Raw genomic sequence first — 20,571 nt, forward strand, 5'->3', positions numbered from 1 at the left:
CGTCGCGGCGTCGGCGGCGGCCGAGGCGACCGTGAGGACCGTGCCCTCCACCGGGTGGGCCACGGCCTGCCGGGCGGAGTCGGCGGCGTGCCGCAGGGCCAGGCACAGACCGGGACCGTCGATGTGGGCACTCTCACCGTCCGCTTCGGCGGCCGGCCCCTGGGCGATGCCCCGCAGCAACTGCGCCAGGATCGTGCCGGAGTTGCCGCGCGCCCCTATCAGCGCGCCGTGGGCCATCGCCCGGGTCACCTCGGCCAGGCTCGGCACCCCGCCGGTACCGGCAGGTCCCGCCCCCGTCCCGGTCCCCCCGGCGAAGGCGGCCTCGACCTCGGCGCGCGCCGATTCCAGCGTCAGATACAGGTTGGTGCCGGTGTCACCGTCGGCGACCGGGTAGACATTTATCGCGTCGATCTCCTCGCGCGCCCGCCCGAGCGCGGCCAGCGCGAGTCCGCACCAGGTGCGGACCGCGAGAGCATCGAAGAATGTCTGCGGCACCTGCGGCACCTGTGCCTCCTTGAGCTGCTGGACGTGGCACGCAGCGTAGACCCCGGGTGAATGCCGGGTGGCCCGGGGCCGGGAGTGAGGCCCTGATCAGCCATGGTAGTTTCGTTGCACTGGCGCAGTCGTTGTATGCTGCTCCGGTTGCCCGATCGAGAAGACCGTCCCAGACGGTCGTCGTACATCGGGCCTTCTCCCCGGTACCGCCACTCAGATCCTCCGATCCTGATCCCGGCGTGCCGGGATCAACCCGTAAGAGCATCTGAAGTCTTTGGAGTGACCCGTGGCTGCCAACTGCGACGTCTGCGGCAAGGGGCCGGGCTTCGGCAACAGCATCTCCCACTCGCACCGCCGTACCCCCCGTCGCTGGAACCCGAACATCCAGCGCGTACGTACCGTGGTCAGTGGGACGCCGAAGCGCGTGAACGCTTGCACCTCGTGCATCAAGGCCGGCAAGGTCTCGCGCTGACGCTCAGCTAGCGCGCGGCCACTGTTGGTTCGCTGCACAGAGCCGGTCCACCTCGGTGGACCGGCTTTTTGCCGTGTCCGGATGCCTTGCACTCACAGAAGCCCGCTACTCGCGGAACCGCCACCCGTGATCCACCGGCCCGATCCCGCCGCCCAGCGCGAACCCGGCCGCGATGGCCCCGGTGACGTACTCCTTCGCCGCCGCCACCGCCTCCGGTACCGACTGCCCCTTCGCCAGCCCCGACGCGACGGCCGACGCCAGTGTGCAGCCCGTGCCGTGCGTGTGCCGGTTGTCGTGGCGCGGGGCGCGCAGCCAGTGCTCCTCGGTTCCGTCCGTGAGCAGGTCGACGGCCTCGCCCGGCAGATGCCCGCCCTTGATCAGCGCCCACTTCGGCCCGTACGCCAGGACAGCCGCCGCGGCCTCGCGCAACTGTTCCTCCGACTCGACCCGTACGCCCGTGAGCTGGGCCACCTCGTCGAGGTTCGGGGTCGCCACGGTCGCCACCGGCAGCAGTCGCGTGCGTACGGAGTCCAGTGCGGACTCGGCGAGCAGCGGGTCCCCGTGCTTGGAGACGCCCACCGGGTCGACGACCACCGGCACGTCCGTCGCCGCGATCAACCCGGCGACCGCCTCGACCAGTTCGGCCGAGGCGAGCATCCCGGTCTTGATCGCCTGGACGCCGATGTCGTCGACGACGCTGCGGAACTGGGCCCGTACCGCCTCCACCGGCAGTTCCCAGGCGCCCTGTACGCCGAGTGAGTTCTGCGCCGTGACCGCCGTGAGCACGCTCATGCCGTGCACGCCGAGCGCCAGCATCGTCTTCAGGTCGGCCTGGATCCCGGCGCCGCCGCCGGAGTCGGAGCCCGCGACCGTCAGGACGCGCGGTAGCGCGCTCACGACTCGACGTCCGCGAAGTGGTCCCAGCCGCCCTTGCTGGTCCACGGCGCTCCGTCGACCGTCACCTGGGGCAGCGCGGAGGGGTTGAGGACCTCGCCGATCACCTTCCAGCGGGCGGGCAGCTTCACGTCGGGCGGGAAGGTCGCCACGATCGCGTGGTCCTCGCCGCCGGTGAGCACCCACTGCATGGCGTCGACGCCGACGGCCTGCCCGATGTCGTTCATCTGGGAGGGGATGTCGATCGCGCCGGACCGGATGTCGATCCGGACCTTGCTGGCCTCCGCGATGTGCCCGAGGTCGGCGATCAGTCCGTCGCTCACGTCGCACATGGCGGTCGCGCCGAGGCCGGCCGCCGCCGGACCCGCGTGGTAGGGCGGCTCGGGGCGGCGGTGGGCCTCCACGAAGGCGCGCGGTGAGCGGAAGCCGCGCGCGAGGACCGCGTGCCCGGCCGCCGACCAGCCCAGCCAGCCCGTCACGGCGACGACGTCACCGGGCCGGGCGCCGCTGCGGACGACCGGCTCGTGGTTGCGCAGATCGCCGAGCGCGGTGATGGAGACCATGATCGTGTCCCCTCGTACGACGTCACCGCCGACCACTGCGGCGCCCGCGACCTGGCACTCGTCACGCAGACCGTCCATCAGTTCGACGGGCCAGGTGACCGGCAGTTCGGCGGGCACGACCAGGCCGAGGAGCAGCGCGGTCGGTACGGCGCCCATGGCCGCGATGTCCGCGAGGTTCTGGGCGGCGGCCTTGCGGCCCACGTCGTACGCGGTGGACCAGTCGCGGCGGAAGTGCCGCCCCTCCAGGAGGATGTCGGTGCTCGCCACGACCCTGCGGTCGGGCGCGGCGACCACGGCGGCGTCGTCGCCGGGGCCGACCCGGACCGCCGGGGTGGTGGTGAGCCGGGAGGTGAGCTCCCTGATGAGCCCGAACTCCCCCAGTTCGCCCACAGTGCCCTTCATAGTCGTACGTCCCCTTCTGGTGCTGTCCCCGTTGCTGTCCCTGCCCGGTCGCGAGGCCCCGTGGACCTCTGTACGGTCGAGGTGACCGTCAACCTGTGCCGCGTGCGCGCCCCCGCACGGGTTCCCGGCCGCCGCAGGTCTCCCCGTGGCGCGCGGCGACGCGATACCGTGGCGTTCCTTTTCCCCACATGATCCTCGTGGCCGCCCTGGAGGTTCCGTGGTACAGGCGTACATCCTGATCCAGACCGAGGTCGGCAAGGCGTCGACCGTCGCCGAGACGATCGGCAAGATCCCGGGGGTGACCCAGGCCGAGGACGTGACAGGACCGTACGACGTGATTGTGCGCGCCCAGGCCGACACCGTGGACGACCTCGGCCGCCTGGTGGTCGCGAAGGTCCAGCAAGTGGACGGCATCACCCGCACTCTGACCTGCCCGGTGGTGCACCTGTAGCCCCCGTCTACCCTGTGCCGGTGAACTTCTTCCGCCACCGGCCGCTAGCTCTGCCCGCGCTCGCCCTGTTGATCATCGCCACGGGCTGCTCCTCAGCAGACGACAGCGCCTCGGTCACGGTTCCCGAGCCGGACGGGACGGCCATGAAGCTGTGCCGGAACCTGCACAAGGCGCTGCCGGCGAAGGTGGACGGCCTGGGCCGCGACGACCCCGGGCCCCGGTCCGCGCTGACCGCGGGCTGGGGCAGCCCGGCGATCATACTGCGCTGCGGTGTCGAACGGCCGCCCAAGATGACCGACCCCAAGGTTGCCCTGGGGTCCGATCCGAAGGCGGTCGGTGGTGAGGTGAACGGGGTCGGCTGGCTGATGGAGCGGGAGGACGGCGGGTCCTCCCGGTTCACCACGTCGTCGCGGCTCGCCTATGTCGAGGTGACGGTCCCTTCGGGTCGGGACACCTCGGGGGTGCTTGTCGATCTGGCTGCCGCCATCAAGAAGACGGTGCCTGAGGGGCTTGCCAACTAAGCGCCGTGGTGGGACCTGTTGCGTTGTCGGGTGCGGGTCCGTCGTGGCTGGTCGCGCCCACGCGGCGGAGCCGCAGATCGGATACAGCCCCGCGCCCCTGAAGCCTCGCCTCAGCCCCGTTGTCCCCGCGCCCACGCCCCTTGAAAAGCCTTACCTCAGGCCCGTCGACCTGCGCAGCGCCGCCTGCACCAAGCGGTCCACCAGTTCCTGGTAGTCCACTCCCGTCTCCTGCCACATCCTCGGGTACATGGAGATCGGGGTGAAGCCGGGCATCGTGTTGATCTCGTTGATGACGAACTCGCCGTCCTCGGTGAGGAAGAAGTCCGCGCGGACCAGGCCCTCGCAGGACGCCGCGTCGAAGGCCTCGACGGCGAGGCGGCGGACCTCCGCCGTCTGCTCGTCGGTGAGCGGGGCGGGCACGATGCCGTCGGCCGAGTCGATGTACTTGGCCTCGAAGTCGTAGAAGGCGTGCGCCTGTACGGGCGGGATCTCGGCGGGTACGGAGGCACGCGGGCCGTCCTCGAACTCCAGCACCCCGCACTCGATCTCGCGCCCGCGCAGCGCGGCCTCCACGATGATCTTCGGGTCGTGCCGCTGGGCCTCGGCGATCGCCTCGTCGAGGCCGCCCAGGTCGTCGACCTTGGTGATGCCGAACGACGATCCCGCGCGCGCGGGCTTCACGAACAGCGGCCAGCCGTGCTCACCGGCGAAGTCGATGATCTTCCTGCGGGCGCCCGGCTCGTCGCGCTCCCACTCACGCGGCCGGATCACCACGTACGGGCCCACCTTGAGGCCGAACGAGGTGAACACCCGCTTCATGTACTCCTTGTCCTGGCCGACGGCCGAGGCGAGCACGCCGGCGCCGACGTACGGGACACCGGAGAGCTCCAGCAGACCCTGGAGGGTGCCGTCCTCGCCGTACGGGCCGTGCAGGACGGGGAAGACGACGTCCACCTCGCCGAGGGCCTTGGGCACCGATCCCGGTTCGCTGTAGACGACTTCGCGGTTGGCGGGGTCGACGGAGAGCACCACGCCGCCCTCGGCCGACTCGGCGAGCTGGTCGACGTTGGGCGCCGTGCGGTCGACGATCGCCATGCGGTCCGGTTCGTCCGCGGTGAGCGCCCAGCGGCCGTCCTGGGTGATGCCGATCGGCAGGACGTCGTACTTCGTCCGGTCGATGGCACGCAGCACGGCGCCGGCGGTGACCACGGAGATCCCGTGTTCGGAACTGCGACCGCCGAAGACGACCGCCACGCGCGGCTTACGGGACGGCTGCTCGGGGTTCTGGGGGAGGTTCTCGGTGCTCATATCGCGTTGAGAGTACCCGGAGGCAGGGCCCCGAGTCAGCGCCCGCAGCCGCCTGTTGCTCAGCGTCGTTCCGCCTTGGCGCTGCGCGACATCAGTTCCTTGAGGGCCACGACGGGCGGCTTGCCCTCGTGCACGATGCCGACGACCGTCTCCGTGATCGGCATGTCGACGCCGTGCCTGCGGGCCAGATCCAGCACGCTCTCGCAGGACTTGACGCCCTCGGCGGTCTGCTTGGTGACCGCGATGGTCTCCTGGAGGGTCATGCCCTTGCCGAGGTTGGTGCCGAAGGTGTGGTTGCGGGAGAGGGGCGAGGAGCAGGTCGCCACCAGGTCGCCCAGGCCCGCGAGTCCGGCGAAGGTGAGCGGGTCGGCGCCCATCGCGAGGCCGAGGCGGGTGGTCTCGGCGAGGCCGCGCGTGATGAGCGAGCCCTTCGCGTTGTCGCCGAGGCCCATGCCGTCGGCGATACCGACGGCCAGCCCGATCACGTTCTTCACGGCGCCGCCCAGTTCGCAGCCGACGACGTCGGTGTTGGTGTACGGGCGGAAGTACGGGGTGTGGCAGACGGCCTGGAGACGCTGGGCCACGGCGTCGTCCGTGCAGGCGACCACGGCGGCAGCCGGCATCCGGGCGGCGATCTCCCGGGCGAGGTTGGGGCCCGTGACGACCGCGATACGGTCCTGGCCCACCTTGGCGACGTCGTCGATGACCTCGCTCATCCGCATCGCGGAGCCGAGTTCGACGCCCTTCATGAGGGAGACGAGGACCGTGTCCGGGGCGAGCAGGGGCGTCCACTCGGCGAGATTCCCGCGCAGGGTCTGCGAGGGGATGCTGAGTATCGTGAAGTCGGCCCCGCGGGCGGCCTCGGCCGGGTCCGTGGTGGCGCGGAGGTTCTCCGGGAGTTCGACGCCCGGGAAGTAGTCCGGGTTCGTACGCGTGGAGTTGATCGCCCCGGCGAGTTCGGGGCGCCGCGCCCACAGGGTCACCTCGCAGCCGGCGTCGGCGAGCACCATGCCGAAGGCGGTCCCCCATGATCCCGCTGCGAACACCGCCGCCTTGACCGGCTCACTCACTTGCCCTGCCCCTCTTCCTGAACTTCCCGTGTTTCCCGGACTTCGCGTGCTTCCGCTGCTTCTCGCACCGCTACCGCTTCTTGTACCGCTTCCTGTGCCGCCGATTGCGCCTGCCGTACCTCACGGGCTGTCTCGGCGGCTTTGGCCGCGCGTGCCTCCAGTGCGTCGCGCGCCTCTTCCTCGGCGGTGCGGCGGCGCTGCTCGATCCGCTCCTGGCGCGGGTCGTACGGCGTCGCGGGCGCCTTCTCGCCGCGGATCTCCTCAAGCTGGCGGGTGACGGCGGCCATGATGACCTCCGTCGCCTCCTTCAGGAGGTCGGGGCTCATCTCCTTGCCGTAGAACCGCGTCAGGTCCACGGGCGGGCCCGCGAGGACGTGGTGGGTCTTGCGCGGAAGGACGTTGAGCTTCCCGGCGTACGGCGGGAGCAGTTCGTTCGCGCCCCACTGGGCCACCGGGATCACCGGGCACCTGGTCTGAAGGGCGACCCGCGCGGCGCCGGTCTTGCCGGTCATGGGCCACTGGTCCGGGTCGCGGGTGATGGTGCCCTCGGGATAGAAGACGACGCATTCGCCGCGCTCCACGGCGTCGATCGCGGCACGGAAGGCGCTCAGCGCGTCGGTGGTCTCGCGGTAGACGGGGATCTGTCCGGTGCCCCGCATCATGGTGCCGACGAATCCCTTCTTGAAAAGCCCGCTCTTCGCCAGAAAACGCGGAACACGGCCGCTGTTGTACTGGTAGTGCGCGTACGCGAAGGGATCCGCGTGCGAATTGTGGTTCACCGCGGTGATAAATCCACCCGCCGCCGGAATGTTCTCCATTCCGCGCCAGTCCCGGTTGATCAGAACCACTAGCGGCGGTTTGCAGATGACCGCTGCGAGGCGGTACCAGAAGCCGATTCTGCGGCGGGGCACGCGGGACACCTTCCTCTAAGGCCAGGACCAGGACCTCGGCCGGTGGGACCCGGAGGCCGCACAAGTGTCGCCCCGGGCTTCCGGTCTGTCGAGAACACCGTACGCCCCGGCACCGACACCGCCTGATGGGCTTTGATGACAGCCAGGTGACAATGGTCGCGGCCTGAAGAGTGCCGCAAGTGCGGCCGGGGTGAACGAGGGAGGAACGGAACACTCGTGCGGTGGTCAGTGGTCATACCCGTCAAACCTCTGGACCGGGCCAAGAGCAGGCTCGCGGACACCGCCCACGACGGCCTCCGCCCCGGTCTCGCCCTGGCCTTCGCCCAGGACACGGTGGCGGCGGTGCTCGCCTGCCCGGCCGTCCGCGATGTGGCGGTCGTCACGGACGACGCCCTGGCCGCCCGTGAGCTGGCGGCCCTGGGGGCCGCGATCGTCTCCGACGAGCCTCTGGGCGGCCTGAACGCCGCTCTGGCGCACGGAGCGGCTGCCGTACGGCGTCGACTGCCCGACGGTCCTGTGGCGGCCCTGAACGCCGATCTGCCGGCGTTGCGCCCGCTGGAGCTGGCCCGTGTCCTGGATGCCGCCGCCGGATTCCCGCGCGCTTTCCTCGCGGACGCGGCCGCTGTCGGCACCACGCTGCTGACCGCCCGCCCCGGTCAGGAATTGCTTCCGCAATTCGGCCCGCATTCCCGGATCCGCCACCAGGAGTCCGGCGCCGTGGAACTCGGACTCACCTCGGTGAATTCCGTACGCCAGGACGTGGACACCGGCGACGATCTGCGGGCGGCGCTCGCGCTTGGCGTGGGGACCCGGACGGCGACCGCCGTCGAGGGGCTGCTGATCGCGGGCCAGTAGGCTGCCGCCATGCAGGCGACCGCGTACACGTACGACCCCGGGACACGCAGCGGCAGTGTGCTGCTCGACGACGGAACCCCCGTCCCCTTCGACGCACCGGCGTTCGACGCGGGCGGCCTGAGGCTGCTGCGGCCGGGGCAGCGGGTGCGCATCGAGGTCGAGGGGGCGGGGAGCACCGTGGACATCCCCCGGATCACGCTCATCACCCTGCAGACCTTCTGAGCACGCTTCTTCCAGGCGCCCCACGAACGGGGCCGGACACGCCGCGGGCCGGGCTCCCTCAGGAGTCCGGCCCGGCGCGTGAGTGCCCTTGCACCCCTACTTGGTGCGGGCGGTGGCCTTCTTGGCGGTGGTGGTACGAGCCGTCGACTTGCGGGCCGGGGCCTTTGTCGCCGCGGTCGTCTTCTTGGCCGCCGGGGCCTTCTTGGCGGCCGTCTTCTTCGCCGTCGCCGTCGTCTTCTTGGCCGCCGCGGTCTTCGCGGTGGTCTTCTTGGCCGTGGTCTTCGCCGCCGTCGCCGTGGTCCTCTTCGCCGGCGCCGTCTTCTTGGCCACGGTCTTCTTCACGGCCGTCGCCCGCTTGGCGGTGGTGGCCTTCTTCGCCGCGGCCTTCTTGACCGTTGCGGCAGCACCGCCGCCGGTCAGGCTGCCCTTGGGCGCCTTCTTGACCGCGACCTCGCCGCCACGCGGGAGCTTCTTCGAGCCGCTCACCAGGTCCTTGAAGCCCTGGCCCGCGCGGAAGCGGGGGACCGAGGTCTTCTTGACCCGAACCCGCTCACCCGTCTGCGGGTTGCGGGCGTAACGGGCCGGGCGGTCGACCTTCTCGAAGGAACCGAAGCCGGTGACCGAGACACGGTCCCCACTGACCGTCGCGCGGACGATGGCGTCCAGGACCGCGTCGACCGCGTCGGCGGCCTGCTGACGGCCACCGACCTTGTCCGCAATGGCTTCTACGAGCTGCGCCTTGTTCACGTCTTCCCCTTCGGAGACATTGCCAGAACGAAAGTGTTCAAGCTTTTTCGCACGTTAGGCAGATATATACCGCAAATCAAACACGAAACGGGCTAATCACCCTTGTGCCGCAACGAACCAGGGCTGTCATGGAGTTCCTCAGCGGTCCTCGCCGGGGAATCGGCCCTCGTCGAGGTCCGCCATGAAGCGCTCCAGCCGTCTTGTCGCGTCGGCGAGATCGTGCTTGGCCGCGGCCGTAATGACCAGCAGCTTCCGGGTCAGCGCCATCCGTACGCCCTCCGGGACTTGCAGTGCGCGCACTCTTGTGTGCGCTTCCTTGAGTTGGGCCGCGACCGCCAGGTAGAGCTCGAGTTGGCCGTCGCGTTCCATGCACAGATTGTGCCATCTGGGGCGAGTTGTCGCCTGCCCAGGGGGCAACTGCCGCCTCGAACGGCCTTCCACGTCCACCTCGACGCCGCCGTGTCAAGACCCGGGTACCCCATCAACACCCTTTCTAACGTGGGAAGTTGGGAGGTTCCGGCGCGCTGTGCGGGAGAGTCCGGAGGCAGAAATGGCTGTACCCCCAATCGTGGCGATCGGGGGTACAGACGGGGTGTCGCGGTGGCCGAAACCCTGCGTGCGAAGGGCCTTGCCGGTCAGACCTTCAGCGTCCACGGCTTGTACGAGGGGCGCTTCGCCTCGTACGCCGAGATCGCGTCCTCGTTCTGGAGGGTGATGGAGATGTCGTCGAGGCCGTTCAGCAGCCGCCAACGGGCGTTCTCGTCGAGCTCGAAGGCGGCGGTGATGCCCTCGGCGCGTACTTCGCGGGCCTCCAGGTCGACGGTGATCTCGGCCTGGGGGTCGTTCTCCGTGAGCTTCTGGAGCGCGTCCACGGTCTCCTGCTCCAGAACCACCGTGAGCAGGCCGTTCTTGAGCGAGTTGCCACGGAAGATGTCCGCGAAGCGGGAGGAGATCACGGCCTTGAAGCCGTAGTTCTGCAGCGCCCAGACGGCGTGCTCGCGCGAGGAGCCGGTGCCGAAGTCGGGGCCGGCGACCAGGACCGTCGCGCCCTCGCGCTCGGGCTGGTTGAGGACGAAGTTCCCGTCCTTGCGCCAGGCCTCGAACAGTCCGTCCTCGAACCCGTCCCGCGTGACCTTCTTGAGCCAATGGGCGGGGATGATCTGGTCGGTGTCGACGTTGCTGCGGCGCAGCGGTACGGCCCGGCCGGTGTGCGTGGTGAATGCTTCCATGGCTGATCAGACTCCAGCGGGCGTACGGGTGTCGGTGTCGGACAGGTCGGCCGGGGAGGCCAGGTGGCCCAGTACGGCCGTCGCGGCGGCGACCTGCGGCGACACCAGGTGCGTACGGCCGCCCTTGCCCTGCCTGCCCTCGAAGTTGCGGTTGGAGGTGGACGCGGAGCGCTCACCGGGGGCCAGCTGGTCGGGGTTCATGCCCAGGCACATCGAGCAGCCCGCGTGCCGCCATTCGGCGCCGGCCTCCTTGAAGACCACGTCCAGGCCCTCGGAGACGGCCTGGAGACCGACCCGCACCGAACCGGGGACGACCAGCATCCGTACGCCGTCGGCGACTTTGCGGCCCTCGACGATGGCGGCGGCGGCGCGCAGGTCCTCGATGCGGCCGTTGGTGCACGAACCTACGAAGACGGTGTCCACCTTGATGGAACGCAGCGCCTGTCCGGCCTCCAACCCCATGTACTCCAGGGCCTTTTCGGCGGCGAGACGCTCCGAGGCGTCCTCGTACGAAGCGGGGTCGGGGACGGCGGCCGAAAGCGGCGCGCCCTGGCCGGGGTTGGTGCCCCAGGTGACGAACGGCGACAGCGCGGCGCCGTCGATGACGACCTCGGCGTCGAACACGGCGTCGTCGTCGGTGCGCAGCGTCTTCCAGTACTCCACCGCCGCGTCCCAGTCCGCGTCGGCGGGGGCGTGCGGGCGGCCCTTGAGGTACTCGAAGGTGGTCTCGTCGGGGGCGATCATGCCCGCGCGGGCGCCGGCCTCGATCGACATGTTGCAGATGGTCATCCGGGCCTCCATCGAGAGCTTCTCGATGGCGGGGCCGCGGTACTCCAGGATGTAGCCCTGGCCGCCGCCCGTACCGATCTTCGCGATGATGGCGAGGATCAGGTCCTTGGCGGTGACACCGTCGGGCAGCTCGCCCTCGACCGTGATGGCCATGGTCTTCGGGCGGGCCAGCGGCAGCGTCTGGGTGGCCAGCACATGCTCGACCTGCGAGGTGCCGATACCGAACGCCAGCGCGCCGAAGGCGCCGTGCGTGGAGGTGTGGGAGTCACCGCAGACGACGGTGGTGCCCGGCTGGGTCAGCCCCAGCTGCGGCCCGACCACATGGACGACACCCTGCTCGACGTCACCCAGCGGGTGCAGCCGCACACCGAAGTCCGCGCAGTTCTTGCGCAGCGTCTCCAGCTGGACCCGGGAGACCGGGTCCGCGATGGGCTTGTCGATGTCGAGGGTCGGAGTGTTGTGGTCCTCCGTCGCGATGGTGAGGTCAAGGCGCCGCACCTTGCGGCCGGCCTGGCGCAGACCGTCGAAGGCCTGCGGGCTGGTCACCTCGTGCAGCAGGTGCAAGTCGATGAAGAGGAGGTCGGGCTCGCCCTCGGCGCGCCGGACGACATGGTCGTCCCAGACCTTCTCCGCGAGTGTCCTACCCATCGCTTTCCCTCCGGCCGGCCGGTGCGGGCGCCGGCCCATCTAGATAGAGATCCTGTGGTGGCGTCCGCCCGTACCCCTTGTCCGGGCTTCCACCGCCGGGCCCGTTGGTCGGCGGGCCGCTGTGTCTTCCAGAGTGGCGCGTTCCACCGGAAAATGAACTTGCGTTTCACAGAGTGAGACGCGAGTATCGTTTCATGGACAACAGTAGCGGCGTCGGCGTTCTGGACAAGGCAGCCCTTGTCCTGAGCGCTCTGGAGTCCGGTCCGGCCACCCTCGCGGGTCTGGTCGCGGCGACCGGACTGGCACGACCCACGGCACATCGTCTCGCCGTGGCCTTGGAACACCACCGCATGGTGGCGCGCGACATGCAGGGCCGTTTCATTCTCGGCCCGCGCCTGGCGGAACTGGCGGCCGCGGCGGGCGAGGACCGCCTCCTCGCGACGGCGGGCCCGGTGCTCACCCATGTCCGCGATCTGACGGGCGAGAGCGCGCAGCTCTACCGCCGCCAGGGCGACATGCGCATCTGCGTCGCCGCGGCCGAGCGCCTCTCGGGCCTCAGGGACACGGTCCCGGTCGGCTCGACGCTCACGATGAAGGCGGGCTCGTCGGCCCAGATCCTGATGGCCTGGGAGGAGCCGGAGCGTCTGCACCGCGGCCTCCAGGGGGCCCGCTTCACGGCGACGGCGCTGTCGGGCGTACGCCGCCGGGGCTGGGCCCAGTCCATCGGCGAGCGCGAACCGGGCGTCGCCTCGGTCTCCGCCCCCGTCCGGGGCCCGTCGAACCGCGTGGTGGCCGCCGTGTCGGTCTCCGGCCCCATCGAGCGCCTGACCCGCCACCCGGGCCGTATGCACGCCCAGGCGGTCATCGACGCGGCGGCCCGCCTCTCGGAGGCCCTGCGCCGCACGGGCTGAGCGGAAAGACGCACGCCCTCGGGAAGCAGACCGGCCTCAACGCCGCGGCAGGTCGCTTTCCCGAGGACACTCTTCTCAGGGGCACTTCTCAATCAGGGGCGAGGGCACCCACCAGGGGCGCGGGGAACTGCGCGACCAGCCACAACGCACCCGCACCCAACACACAAGCAGAACCCCTACGGCGCCGACCGATGAGCGAGCCGCTCCTTGGCGGACCGCCCCCGCCGCTCCACCGGCAACACCCCGTGCGCCGCCGCCAGCCCGAACGCCGGCATGTCCACGTAGATCGACTCGTAGGACCCCTCGGGCACGACATACGTCTCGTGCCACAGCCCCACGTGCTGCCGGACCTTCCCCTCCCGCTCCATGCGGTTGAAGCGCGCCCACGCCGCGTGATGGAACATGTCCGGCGCCGTCGCGTAGGCGTACAGCTTCTCCTTGGACTCCCAGTACTGGACGACGTAGTACGTCCGGGGCGACGCCGTGAGCAGTACGTGACTGAGCAGCCCGCGCGACGGATCGCTCCCCAGCTCCCGCAGCATCCGCCCCATGCCCATGAGCACCGGGAACCAGTGGCGCACGGCCCAGAAGTGGTTGATGCGCATCCCGATGAGCAGAACGACGACATCCCCCTCGCTTGCGGCTGTCATACGGCCCGCGTTGGGTTTCACGGACATGGGACCTCCCCTGTTGGGACCGCGACTCGTTGGGTGGCGACGCTATCCGACCGGCGCATGCTTGGATAGTGCCGTTGTCCGAGGAAAGGCGCAAGGCGTGCGGCTGGCCGAGTTGAGTGAGCAGAGCGGTGTCTCCACCGCGACGATCAAGTACTACCTGCGCGAGGGCCTGTTGGCGCCCGGCCGGCAGGTCAACATGACGACCGCGGATTACGACGAGGGGCATCTGCGCCGGCTGCGCCTGGTGCGCGCGATGATCCAGGTGGGCCGTATCCCGGTCGCCACCGCTCGTGAGGTGCTCGGCCATGTCGACGACGAGTCCCTGGGCCGCACGCTCCGGCTGGGCTCGGCCCTGTGGGCGTTGCCGCAGGGCGCCGAGCCCGACGAGGAGGACCCGGCGGTGGCCGCCGCCCGCCGCGAGGTGGACCGGCTGCTCGCGAGCCTCGGTTGGGAGATCACGCGCGAGCTGAGCACCCGCTCCCCCGTGCACCGCTCACTGGTGGCGGCGGTGGCCGCGCTGATCCGGCTCGGGTATCCCTGGGACGCCGAACTGATGGCGCCGTACGCGGAGTTGATGTACCAGGTGGCGAGCCGGGACCTGGACTATCTGGAGACTCACGCGTCGGACGCGGAGCGGGTCGAGACAGCGGTCGCGGCAGCCGTGCTCTTCGAACCGGTACTCAGGGCGCTGCACCGGCTGGCCCAGGAGGAGGAGTCGGCGCGGCGCTACGGGCTGTAGGCGCCCCGGGAGGGGACGGCCGGCGGCCGTACATGCAAAATGGCCCTCCGCCGAAGCGGAAGGCCACTCTGTACTGACGTACCCCCGACCGGATTCGAACCGGCGCTACTGCCGTGAGAGGGCAGCGTGCTAGGCCGCTACACAACGGGGGCGTGGATCTGGCGAGCGTTAAGACTACACGCCGTAGATCCGAGCTGGTCTACCTGGACTCGAACCAAGAATGACGGTACCAGAAACCGTAGTGTTGCCAATTACACCATAGACCAAGGCTGTTCAGTTGAAGCGTACCCCCGACCGGATTCGAACCGGCGCTACTGCCGTGAGAGGGCAGCGTGCTAGGCCGCTACACAACGGGGGCCCTAGCGATCCTGCATGAGAGTCAGAGGGTGCGACCCGAACTGACCCTCCGGGAAGGATCTGTACCCCCGACCGGATTCGAACCGGCGCTACTGCCGTGAGAGGGCAGCGTGCTAGGCCGCTACACAACGGGGGCCTGTGTGGAAATGATCTCCACGGGTGCAGATTTGAAGCAATCTGCGAGCTGGCCTACCTGGACTCGAACCAAGACTAACGGAACCAGAAACCGTCGTGCTGCCAATTACACCATAGGCCACTGGAACGCAAGCCCTCGTGGAGCTCTTGTTCTAGCTGGCGCCTCCGGTTCCTGGCCTTTCGGCCCGCTTTTCCGGCGGCGCAGGAAGAACATTACCTGAAGGTGGACGGCGCTCCAAAACGGGTATCCGCGCCGAGGACCGCGGGGAGTTCGGCGAGGGAGGCGATCCGGTACGGGCCCCCGGGGGCCCGCTCGACGCCGCCGACGCCGCCGACGCCGCCGGGGACGCTCCGGTCGATCCACACCGAGAGCAGGCCGGCGTCGGCGGCGCCCCGTCCGTCGATCTCCGGGTGGTCGCCGACGTACGCCACCTCCTCCGGCGGCAGGCCCAGGGCGTCGCAGGCGGCGTGGAAGGCCTGGGCGTCCGGCTTGTGGAAGCCCAGCTCGGCCGCGCACAGGACCGTCTCGAAGCGGTCGCGTACGCCGAGCACGCGCAGCTTGCGGTCCTGCACGAGAAGGCTGGAGTTGGAGAGCACCCCGTGCCGGTGGCCGGCGGCGAGGAGGTCGAGGACGGGCAGGACGTCCGGGAAGAGCGCCCAGGCCGCCTCGTAGTGCGCGATGTAGCGGTCGAACCAGGCGTCGGCCTCGGTGTCGGTCAGCTCCTCGCCCAGGAACACCCGTACGCGGTCCCGGCGCTGCCCCTGGAAGTCCACCTCGCCCGCCGAGAAGCGCGCCCACTGGGCGTCGGTGACCTCCCGCCAACGCGCGAGGGCCTCCTCGACGGTGGCGTACCCGTCGAGGAGGCCCTCGGCCGCGAGCTGCTCCCGCATCCCGGCGCGGTCCGCCGTGGTGTAGTCGAAGAGAGTGTCGTCGATGTCCCAGACCACGGCTCGGATCGTCATGGTCCGACGGTAGCGCGGCGCCGCGGAGGCGGGCTCAGCCGGCCGTGGTCGTCCCCGTGAGGTTCAGGGCCGGGCCCTGGGTGTCGTCGGGTTCGGCGGTCAGCTTCCAGGTGTAGGTGCCGGAGACGTGACGGCCGTCGGACCACCGGCCGTCCCAGGAAGCGCGCACCGCGGCCGCCTGGGTGCTGCCGGTGAGTGTGCGGACCGTCGTTCCGGCGCTGTTGGCCAGGGTCAGGGTCCAGGTCGCGGGCTTGTTGAGCTGCCAGACCGGCTGCCAGGGGGAAGTGGTGGAGGGGCCGCCCGGTTGGGGGTCCGTCTGGGCCTCCGTCTGGGCCAGCGGCGAGGCCGGGACCCCGCTGTCGACGAGCGCCACCTGGCCGTATGTGGAGGTGAGGTAGGCGATGTCGCCGCCGAACCGGTCCACCGCCCAACGGCCGTTGCCGCCACCGCTGTTCTGGTCCGCCGTGGGCAGTACGGCCACCGTGCGGGTGGCCGCCGTACCGGTGTGGAAGTCGGTGAGCAGCAGTTCGTGGGTGGTGCGGTTCTCGCGCAGGAGGTAGCCGTCGGCGAGGCGGGCCGGACCCTGGTCGGACGGGACCGGGATCTTGCGGTTGGTCGCCCGGTCGTAGACACCGGCGGGTCCCGCCGCGCCGCAGGTCCAGTACAGCCAGGTGTTCACGGCCTGGATGTCGGTGGGCGTGCAGGGCGCGCCGGTGGCGATGCCCGCCACGGTCTGCTGCGTCTTGAGGTTGAGGCCGACGACCGAGCCCTGGGAGCTGCCGGTCGTCCACAGGACCTGACCCCAGACGGCCGCGGAGGTACGGGCGCGGTTCAGCGCGACCGTGCCGGCGGTGGCGGCGCGCGGGAAGTCGACGACCTTCTGTACGCCGGCGCTGCCGCCGTTGTAGAGGACGTAACGGCCGGAGGCACTCGGGATGCGGCCGCCTGCGTCTCCCGCGCCCGCGCTGACGACGGTGCTGAGGGAGGTGCCGAGCCCGACGGTGCTCACGGACTCCTGGCCGTCCGAGTTGGTCCACAGGTAGGCGACCCGGCCGTCGCCGAGGGCCTCCAACTGGGGGCAGGCGGCGTCGCCGGTCGGGCAGGTCGACGGGTTGAGGGCCGGGCTGCGCGGGGTCTGCCCCCCGACGGGCTTGGCCGTGGCGTCGAGTTGGAAGCTGTTGTACCGGTGGTAGCCGCCCCCGGTGGTGGCGCCGTACAGCATCAACTCGCCGCCGGCCAGGGCCAGTCCGTCCACCCCGGTCGAATAGGCCGGGATGTTGACGACCTTCTCGGTGGCCGTGCGGCCGTCCTGTGTGGGGGTGACGCGGTGGACGTTCCAGTCGAGACTCGACGGTCCGCCGGTGGCGAGCGCGCCGCCGTCCGGGGTCGGGGTGAAGCTGCCGGACGACTCGGCCAGGGCCGTGTACTTCGCGCCGGTGACGAGTGAAAGGGCGGTCAGTTCGGGCTTGGTGCCGCCGGCGACGAAGTCCGGGTTGCCGATGAGGAGTTGGTCTCCGACGACGGCTTCGAGCTCGGCGCCCAGGCGCGTGAGGGCGGTGGGCTCGGTGCCGGGCGCGGAGTCGACGCGTATCGACTTCCAGTCGGCCACCAGCCAGCGGTCGTTGAAGCGGACCTCGGGGCTGGTGCCCAGACCGGTGGCATAGGTGCGGAAGGTGCCGTCCGCGAGGTCGACGAGGCCCGCGGACGTCACACCGTCCAGGGTGTGGACGATCGCGACCCGGCGGACCGAGCCGCCCTTGACATAGGTGACGGGTTCGGCGCCCGCGGGAAACCCGGTGACCGGTGTGTCGGTGGTCGTGCCGTCGGCGGCGGCGCGCAGGACGTGGAGGGTGCCGGTGGTGTCGCGGGTCAGCACGCTCCAGCCGGTGGCGGTCTTGAAGCTCTGGCCGGCCGGAACGGTGACGGTGGCGGTCACGCCCGTGGAGCGGTGCTTCTGGGTGACCGTGGCTCCGCTGACGGTGCTGATGACGTCGGTGCCGCTGGCGAGGTCGTCCGGGCCCGCGTGGCCGGGCGGGACGGCGCCCGGATAGTCGGCCGACAGGACGGGACCGGAGCCCGGGGACGTGTACTGGAAGCCGGAGGAGCCGGCCCACCGGAAGGTGACGGGGGCAGGCTTCTCCGAGACCAGCCGGACCGTACCGGCGAGAGGGTCGACGGCGGGTGCCGCCTGCGCCGGGGTGGTCATCGTGGTGCAGGACAGCGCCACGGTCGTGCCGAGGACGATGTTGGCAAGCCTTCGTGAACGGCTCATTCTTCTCCCCCTGAGAACTTTCGGCACTCATTCGCCGGAGTGCCCGCACACATCATGCGGCAACACGAAGGGCGGCGCCCGGATCGGACGCCGCCCTCCAAGTGCCGTGACTACGCGGCCAGTTCGGCCAGTGCCGCGTCGATGCGTGCCAGGGTCTTCTCCTTGCCCAGGATCTCCAGGGACTCGAAGAGGGGGAGGCCGATCGTGCGGCCGGTGACGGCCACGCGGACCGGGGCCTGGGCCTTGCCGAGCTTGAGGCCGTGGGCCTCGCCGGCGGCCAGGACGGCCTCCTTCAGGGACTCGGCGGAGGACCAGTCGGCGGCCTCCAGCTTCTCCCTCGCCGTGACCAGCAGGGCGTCGCTGCCCTCCTTCATCGCCTTCGCCCAGGACGCCTCGTCGGAGGCCGGCTCGGGCAGGAACAGGAAGTCGACGTTGTCCGTGATCTCCGAGAGGACCTTGAGGCGGGTCTGGGCGTGCGGGGCGATCGCCTGCCACTTCGCCTCGTCGAAGTCCTCCGGCGCCCACGGCGCGAAGGGCGCCCGGAGCCAGGGCGCGCAGCGCTCCGTGAACTCCTTCACGTCCAGCAGCCGGATGTGGTCGGCGTTGATCGCCTCGCACTTCTTCAGGTCGAAGCGGGCCGGGTTGGGGTTGACGTCCGACACGTCGAAGGCGGCGACCATCTCGCCGACCGTGAAGATGTCCTGGTCGGCCGAGAGCGACCAGCCGAGCAGGGAGAGGTAGTTGAGGAGGCCCTCGGGGAGGAAGCCGCGCTCCCGGTAGAGGTTGAGCGACGACTCGGGGTCGCGCTTCGAGAGCTTCTTGTTGCCCTCGCCCATCACGTACGGCAGGTGACCGAAGGAGGGGGTCTGCTTCGCGATGCCCAGTTCGATCAGCGCCTTGTAGAGCGCGATCTGCCTCGGCGTGGACGACAGGAGGTCCTCGCCGCGCAGGACGTGCGTGATCTCCATCAGGGCGTCGTCGACCGGGTTGACCAGCGTGTACAGGGGCGCGCCGTTGGCTCGTACGATCCCGTAGTCCGGGACGTTCTCGGCCGTGAAGGTCAGCTCGCCGCGGACCAGGTCCGTGAAGGTGATCGTCTCGTCGGGCATCCGGAACCGGACGATGGGCGTGCGGCCCTCGGCGGTGTACGCGGACACCTGCTCGTCGGTCAGGTCGCGGCAGTGGCCGTCGTACCCGGAGGGCTTGCCGGCCGCGCGGGCGGCGTCGCGGCGGGTGTCCAGCTCCTCCGTGGAGCAGTAGCAGTAGTACGCGCGGCCCGCCTCCAGGAGCTTCGCCGCCACGTCCTTGTAGAGGTCCATGCGCTGCGACTGGCGGTAAGGGGCGTGCGGGCCGCCGGTCTCGGGGCCCTCGTCCCAGTCGAAGCCGAGCCAGCGCAGCGAGTCCAGCAACTGCTCGTACGACTCCTCGGAGTCGCGGGCCGCGTCGGTGTCCTCGATGCGGAAGACGAACGTGCCGCCGGTGTGGCGGGCGTACGCCCAGTTGAACAGGGCCGTACGGACCAGGCCCACGTGGGGGTTACCGGTGGGCGACGGGCAGAACCGTACTCGGACGGCGGGGGCGGGTGCGCTAGCCACGCTTGACAACCTTGTTGGTGAGAGTGCCGATGCCTTCGATGGTGACGGCGACCTCGTCGCCGACGGTGAGCGGTCCGACGCCTGCCGGGGTGCCCGTGAGGATCACGTCGCCGGGGAGCAGCGTCATGGCCTCGGTGATGTTGACGATCAGATCCTCGATGGAGTGGATCATCTCGCTGGTGCGGCCCAGTTGGCGCTGCTCGCCGTTGACGGTGAGCTGGATCGTGAGGCCCTCGCCGATCGCGGAGGGGGTCAGGTCCGTCTCGATCCAGGGGCCGAGAGGGCAGCTGGTGTCGAAGCCCTTCGCGCGGGCCCACTGCTTCTCGCGCTTCTGGACGTCCCGCGCGGTGATGTCGTTGGCGCAGGTGTAGCCGAGGATGACGTCCTTGACGCGCTCGCGCGGCACCTCGCGGCACATCCGGCCGATGACCACGGCGAGTTCGGCCTCGTGGTGCAGTTCCTCGGAGAAGGAGGGGTACTGGATGTCGTCGCCGGAGCCGATCACCGAGGTGGACGGCTTGAAGAAGGCGAACGGGGTGTCGGGCACCTCGTTGCCCAGTTCCCTCGCGTGCTCCGCGTAGTTGCGGCCGTAGGCGACGACCTTGTTGGGCAGTACCGGCGGCAGCAGCCGGACCTTGTCGAGCGGGACCTTCGTGCCGGAGAGCTCGAAGTCGGCGAACGGGATGCCCTTGATGATGTCGAGGACTAGTTCGTCCGGCTTGTCGCCCTCGACCGCGCCGAAGGCGACGTTCCCGTCGATGGAGAATCTGGCGATGCGCACGGGATTCCTGCGCCCCTCTGCTGGTCCGGCTGAAGTCTGACGGTCCAGGCTAACGCGCCCCGGGCGGGCGCCTCGCGCAAAAAATGCCGAGGGCGCCCACGCCCTTCGTGGACCTCCGTACTGCGGAGACCGGGTTCGAGGGGGAGCGGGCGCCCTTGACAGAGCGACAAGCGACATTCGTGGCGTCCGGCCTGAGCAACAGGCGGCGCTCGCGCGTACTACTCCGCGACGGAGGCCGCGACCGGGGCGTCCATGAGAATCGTGCGGCGGGGGTTGGCGGTCTGCGTGGGGAGGTCAACGGAGTGCACGGGCTGCTCGACGGGGGTCAGCTCGCCGGCGTCGGTCAGGTGCGCGAGCGTCGTGCGGCGCGGGTTTGCGATGTTGTGGAACATCGTCGTCGTCTTCACTGTTGTAGACCTCGGCCCTGTCGTGTCCGGGCGGCCGGACCGGCGGGGAGCCGCCGTCCGCGCGCGCGTTGTCGGTTTTGCCATCCCTGTAAAGCGTCAGGCTAAACATGCGATTCCCCGGGGAAGTCACTGAGACGCCCCGAACGGTATGTGAGTT

The 20,571-nt window shown here is 70.2% G+C and carries 23 protein-coding genes and 5 tRNA genes; 7 read left to right on the forward strand and 21 right to left on the reverse strand.

The window, feature by feature from the left end:
* The coding region (locus tag AOK08_RS05730; protein WP_157876574.1) for a DAK2 domain-containing protein at positions 1-504 on the reverse strand (504 nt) is incomplete at its 3' end.
* 277 nt (positions 505-781) lie between these two features.
* On the opposite strand from AOK08_RS05730, the gene rpmB reads away from it, so the two are divergent.
* On the forward strand, positions 782-967 hold the full coding sequence (gene rpmB / locus AOK08_RS05735) for a 50S ribosomal protein L28 (protein WP_006376789.1): 186 nt from the start codon (positions 782-784) through the stop codon (positions 965-967).
* Positions 968-1,072: 105 nt separating this feature from the next.
* Here rpmB and thiD read toward each other — a convergent pair whose 3' ends face one another.
* Together thiD and AOK08_RS05745 are read right to left on the reverse strand one after the other, a co-directional pair.
* Positions 1,073-1,864: a bifunctional hydroxymethylpyrimidine kinase/phosphomethylpyrimidine kinase gene (gene thiD, locus AOK08_RS05740; protein WP_107100870.1), complete on the reverse strand. Its 792-nt coding sequence runs from the start codon at positions 1,862-1,864 to the stop codon at positions 1,073-1,075.
* Positions 1,861-2,826: a thiamine-phosphate kinase gene (locus AOK08_RS05745; protein ID WP_055524269.1), complete on the reverse strand. Its 966-nt coding sequence runs from the start codon at positions 2,824-2,826 to the stop codon at positions 1,861-1,863. Before AOK08_RS05745 ends, thiD begins: the two co-directional genes overlap by 4 nt.
* 217 nt (positions 2,827-3,043) lie before the next feature.
* Between AOK08_RS05745 and AOK08_RS05750 the strand changes: the two genes are divergently transcribed.
* Positions 3,044-3,277, forward strand: a complete 234-nt coding sequence (locus AOK08_RS05750; RefSeq protein WP_055524271.1) for an Lrp/AsnC family transcriptional regulator — start codon at positions 3,044-3,046, stop codon at positions 3,275-3,277.
* 20 nt (positions 3,278-3,297) lie between these two features.
* A complete protein-coding gene (locus tag AOK08_RS05755) occupies positions 3,298-3,798 on the forward strand; it encodes a DUF3515 domain-containing protein (RefSeq protein ID WP_055524326.1) in 501 nt (166 codons plus the stop codon).
* 150 nt (positions 3,799-3,948) lie between these two features.
* On the opposite strand, the gene AOK08_RS05760 is transcribed toward AOK08_RS05755, so the two are convergent.
* Genes AOK08_RS05760 through AOK08_RS05770 form a run of 3 tightly spaced genes read right to left on the reverse strand, consistent with a single transcriptional unit; the run spans position 3,949 to position 7,087 of the window.
* On the reverse strand, positions 3,949-5,106 hold the full coding sequence (locus AOK08_RS05760; RefSeq protein ID WP_055524273.1) for a D-alanine--D-alanine ligase family protein: 1,158 nt from the start codon (positions 5,104-5,106) through the stop codon (positions 3,949-3,951).
* Between the two features lie 59 nt (positions 5,107-5,165).
* Complete coding sequence (locus AOK08_RS05765; protein WP_055524275.1) at positions 5,166-6,176, reverse strand: NAD(P)H-dependent glycerol-3-phosphate dehydrogenase; 1,011 nt, start codon at positions 6,174-6,176, stop codon at positions 5,166-5,168.
* Positions 6,173-7,087, reverse strand: coding sequence for a lysophospholipid acyltransferase family protein (locus AOK08_RS05770; RefSeq protein WP_055524277.1), 915 nt, complete (start codon positions 7,085-7,087; stop codon positions 6,173-6,175). Before AOK08_RS05770 ends, AOK08_RS05765 begins: the two co-directional genes overlap by 4 nt.
* Before the next feature lie 216 nt (positions 7,088-7,303).
* Here AOK08_RS05770 and cofC point away from each other — a divergent pair, with 216 nt between their 5' ends.
* Together cofC and AOK08_RS05780 are read left to right on the forward strand one after the other, a co-directional pair.
* Positions 7,304-7,942, forward strand: a complete 639-nt coding sequence (gene cofC, locus AOK08_RS05775; protein WP_055524280.1) for a 2-phospho-L-lactate guanylyltransferase — start codon at positions 7,304-7,306, stop codon at positions 7,940-7,942.
* 9 nt (positions 7,943-7,951) lie between these two features.
* Positions 7,952-8,164, forward strand: coding sequence for a hypothetical protein (locus AOK08_RS05780; protein WP_055524282.1), 213 nt, complete (start codon positions 7,952-7,954; stop codon positions 8,162-8,164).
* Between the two features lie 96 nt (positions 8,165-8,260).
* Here AOK08_RS05780 and AOK08_RS05785 read toward each other — a convergent pair whose 3' ends face one another.
* From AOK08_RS05785 to leuC, 4 genes are all read right to left on the reverse strand, one after another.
* Entirely contained in the window at positions 8,261-8,911 is a 651-nt protein-coding gene (locus AOK08_RS05785) for an HU family DNA-binding protein (protein ID WP_055524284.1), read from the reverse strand.
* A gap of 138 nt (positions 8,912-9,049) precedes the next feature.
* Positions 9,050-9,280 carry an SCO5555 family protein gene (locus AOK08_RS05790; protein ID WP_055524286.1) on the reverse strand — a complete coding sequence of 77 codons (231 nt, stop codon included), beginning with the start codon at positions 9,278-9,280 and terminating at the stop codon, positions 9,050-9,052.
* Positions 9,281-9,546: 266 nt separating this feature from the next.
* Positions 9,547-10,140: a 3-isopropylmalate dehydratase small subunit gene (leuD, locus tag AOK08_RS05795; RefSeq protein ID WP_055524287.1), complete on the reverse strand. Its 594-nt coding sequence runs from the start codon at positions 10,138-10,140 to the stop codon at positions 9,547-9,549.
* A 6-nt stretch (positions 10,141-10,146) separates the two neighbouring features.
* Complete coding sequence (gene leuC, locus AOK08_RS05800; RefSeq protein ID WP_055524289.1) at positions 10,147-11,577, reverse strand: 3-isopropylmalate dehydratase large subunit; 1,431 nt, start codon at positions 11,575-11,577, stop codon at positions 10,147-10,149.
* A gap of 194 nt (positions 11,578-11,771) precedes the next feature.
* On the opposite strand from leuC, the gene ndgR reads away from it, so the two are divergent.
* The gene (ndgR, locus tag AOK08_RS05805) at positions 11,772-12,488 is read left to right on the forward strand and encodes an IclR family transcriptional regulator NdgR (protein WP_055524291.1); all 717 of its coding nucleotides are present in this window, start codon (positions 11,772-11,774) and stop codon (positions 12,486-12,488) included.
* A gap of 176 nt (positions 12,489-12,664) precedes the next feature.
* On the opposite strand, the gene AOK08_RS05810 is transcribed toward ndgR, so the two are convergent.
* Positions 12,665-13,165: a DUF4188 domain-containing protein gene (locus tag AOK08_RS05810; RefSeq protein ID WP_055524293.1), complete on the reverse strand. Its 501-nt coding sequence runs from the start codon at positions 13,163-13,165 to the stop codon at positions 12,665-12,667.
* A gap of 97 nt (positions 13,166-13,262) precedes the next feature.
* Here AOK08_RS05810 and AOK08_RS05815 point away from each other — a divergent pair, with 97 nt between their 5' ends.
* Positions 13,263-13,904 (forward strand): MerR family transcriptional regulator, encoded by a 642-nt coding sequence (locus AOK08_RS05815; protein ID WP_055524295.1) that lies wholly within the window; start codon positions 13,263-13,265, stop codon positions 13,902-13,904.
* Between the two features lie 79 nt (positions 13,905-13,983).
* Here the strand turns inward: AOK08_RS05815 and AOK08_RS05820 are convergent.
* The 10 genes from AOK08_RS05820 to AOK08_RS05865 all read right to left on the reverse strand — a co-directional run bounded on the left by AOK08_RS05820 (position 13,984) and on the right by AOK08_RS05865 (position 20,414).
* A tRNA-Glu gene (locus AOK08_RS05820) sits at positions 13,984-14,056 on the reverse strand.
* Positions 14,057-14,098: 42 nt separating this feature from the next.
* Positions 14,099-14,170: transfer RNA gene (locus AOK08_RS05825), tRNA-Gln, on the reverse strand.
* Positions 14,171-14,189: 19 nt separating this feature from the next.
* Positions 14,190-14,262, reverse strand: a tRNA-Glu gene (locus AOK08_RS05830).
* Between the two features lie 62 nt (positions 14,263-14,324).
* Positions 14,325-14,397 (reverse strand) — tRNA-Glu (locus AOK08_RS05835).
* Positions 14,398-14,445: 48 nt separating this feature from the next.
* Positions 14,446-14,517 (reverse strand) — tRNA-Gln (locus tag AOK08_RS05840).
* Positions 14,518-14,609: 92 nt separating this feature from the next.
* Positions 14,610-15,359, reverse strand: coding sequence for an HAD family hydrolase (locus tag AOK08_RS05845; RefSeq protein ID WP_055524296.1), 750 nt, complete (start codon positions 15,357-15,359; stop codon positions 14,610-14,612).
* A 34-nt stretch (positions 15,360-15,393) separates the two neighbouring features.
* The gene (locus AOK08_RS05850; protein WP_055524298.1) at positions 15,394-17,631 is read right to left on the reverse strand and encodes a FlgD immunoglobulin-like domain containing protein; all 2,238 of its coding nucleotides are present in this window, start codon (positions 17,629-17,631) and stop codon (positions 15,394-15,396) included.
* A gap of 110 nt (positions 17,632-17,741) precedes the next feature.
* On the reverse strand, positions 17,742-19,226 hold the full coding sequence (gltX, locus tag AOK08_RS05855) for a glutamate--tRNA ligase (protein WP_079053856.1): 1,485 nt from the start codon (positions 19,224-19,226) through the stop codon (positions 17,742-17,744).
* Entirely contained in the window at positions 19,219-20,007 is a 789-nt protein-coding gene (locus AOK08_RS05860; RefSeq protein WP_055524302.1) for a fumarylacetoacetate hydrolase family protein, read from the reverse strand. Before AOK08_RS05860 ends, gltX begins: the two co-directional genes overlap by 8 nt.
* Before the next feature lie 218 nt (positions 20,008-20,225).
* On the reverse strand, positions 20,226-20,414 hold the full coding sequence (locus AOK08_RS05865; protein WP_055524303.1) for a hypothetical protein: 189 nt from the start codon (positions 20,412-20,414) through the stop codon (positions 20,226-20,228).
* Positions 20,415-20,571: the final 157 nt, after the last annotated feature.

Origin of the sequence: Streptomyces graminilatus (genome assembly GCF_001418565.1) — a bacterium.
Lineage (GTDB): Bacteria > Actinomycetota > Actinomycetes > Streptomycetales > Streptomycetaceae > Streptomyces > Streptomyces graminilatus.

What these genes read in the sequence shown, in the direction of transcription:
- AOK08_RS05790 (WP_055524286.1), bottom strand. Translation starts at nt 9,280, where the DNA reads ATGGAACGCGACGGCCAACTCGAGCTCTACCTGGCGGTCGCGGCCCAA.
- AOK08_RS05780 (WP_055524282.1), top strand. Translation starts at nt 7,952, where the DNA reads ATGCAGGCGACCGCGTACACGTACGACCCCGGGACACGCAGCGGCAGT.
- AOK08_RS05760 (WP_055524273.1), bottom strand. Translation starts at nt 5,106, where the DNA reads ATGAGCACCGAGAACCTCCCCCAGAACCCCGAGCAGCCGTCCCGTAAG.
- ndgR (WP_055524291.1), top strand. Translation starts at nt 11,772, where the DNA reads ATGGACAACAGTAGCGGCGTCGGCGTTCTGGACAAGGCAGCCCTTGTC.
- AOK08_RS05810 (WP_055524293.1), bottom strand. Translation starts at nt 13,165, where the DNA reads ATGTCCGTGAAACCCAACGCGGGCCGTATGACAGCCGCAAGCGAGGGG.
- AOK08_RS05745 (WP_055524269.1), bottom strand. Translation starts at nt 2,826, where the DNA reads ATGAAGGGCACTGTGGGCGAACTGGGGGAGTTCGGGCTCATCAGGGAG.
- AOK08_RS05850 (WP_055524298.1), bottom strand. Translation starts at nt 17,631, where the DNA reads ATGAGCCGTTCACGAAGGCTTGCCAACATCGTCCTCGGCACGACCGTG.
- leuD (WP_055524287.1), bottom strand. Translation starts at nt 10,140, where the DNA reads ATGGAAGCATTCACCACGCACACCGGCCGGGCCGTACCGCTGCGCCGC.
- leuC (WP_055524289.1), bottom strand. Translation starts at nt 11,577, where the DNA reads ATGGGTAGGACACTCGCGGAGAAGGTCTGGGACGACCATGTCGTCCGG.
- AOK08_RS05845 (WP_055524296.1), bottom strand. Translation starts at nt 15,359, where the DNA reads ATGACGATCCGAGCCGTGGTCTGGGACATCGACGACACTCTCTTCGAC.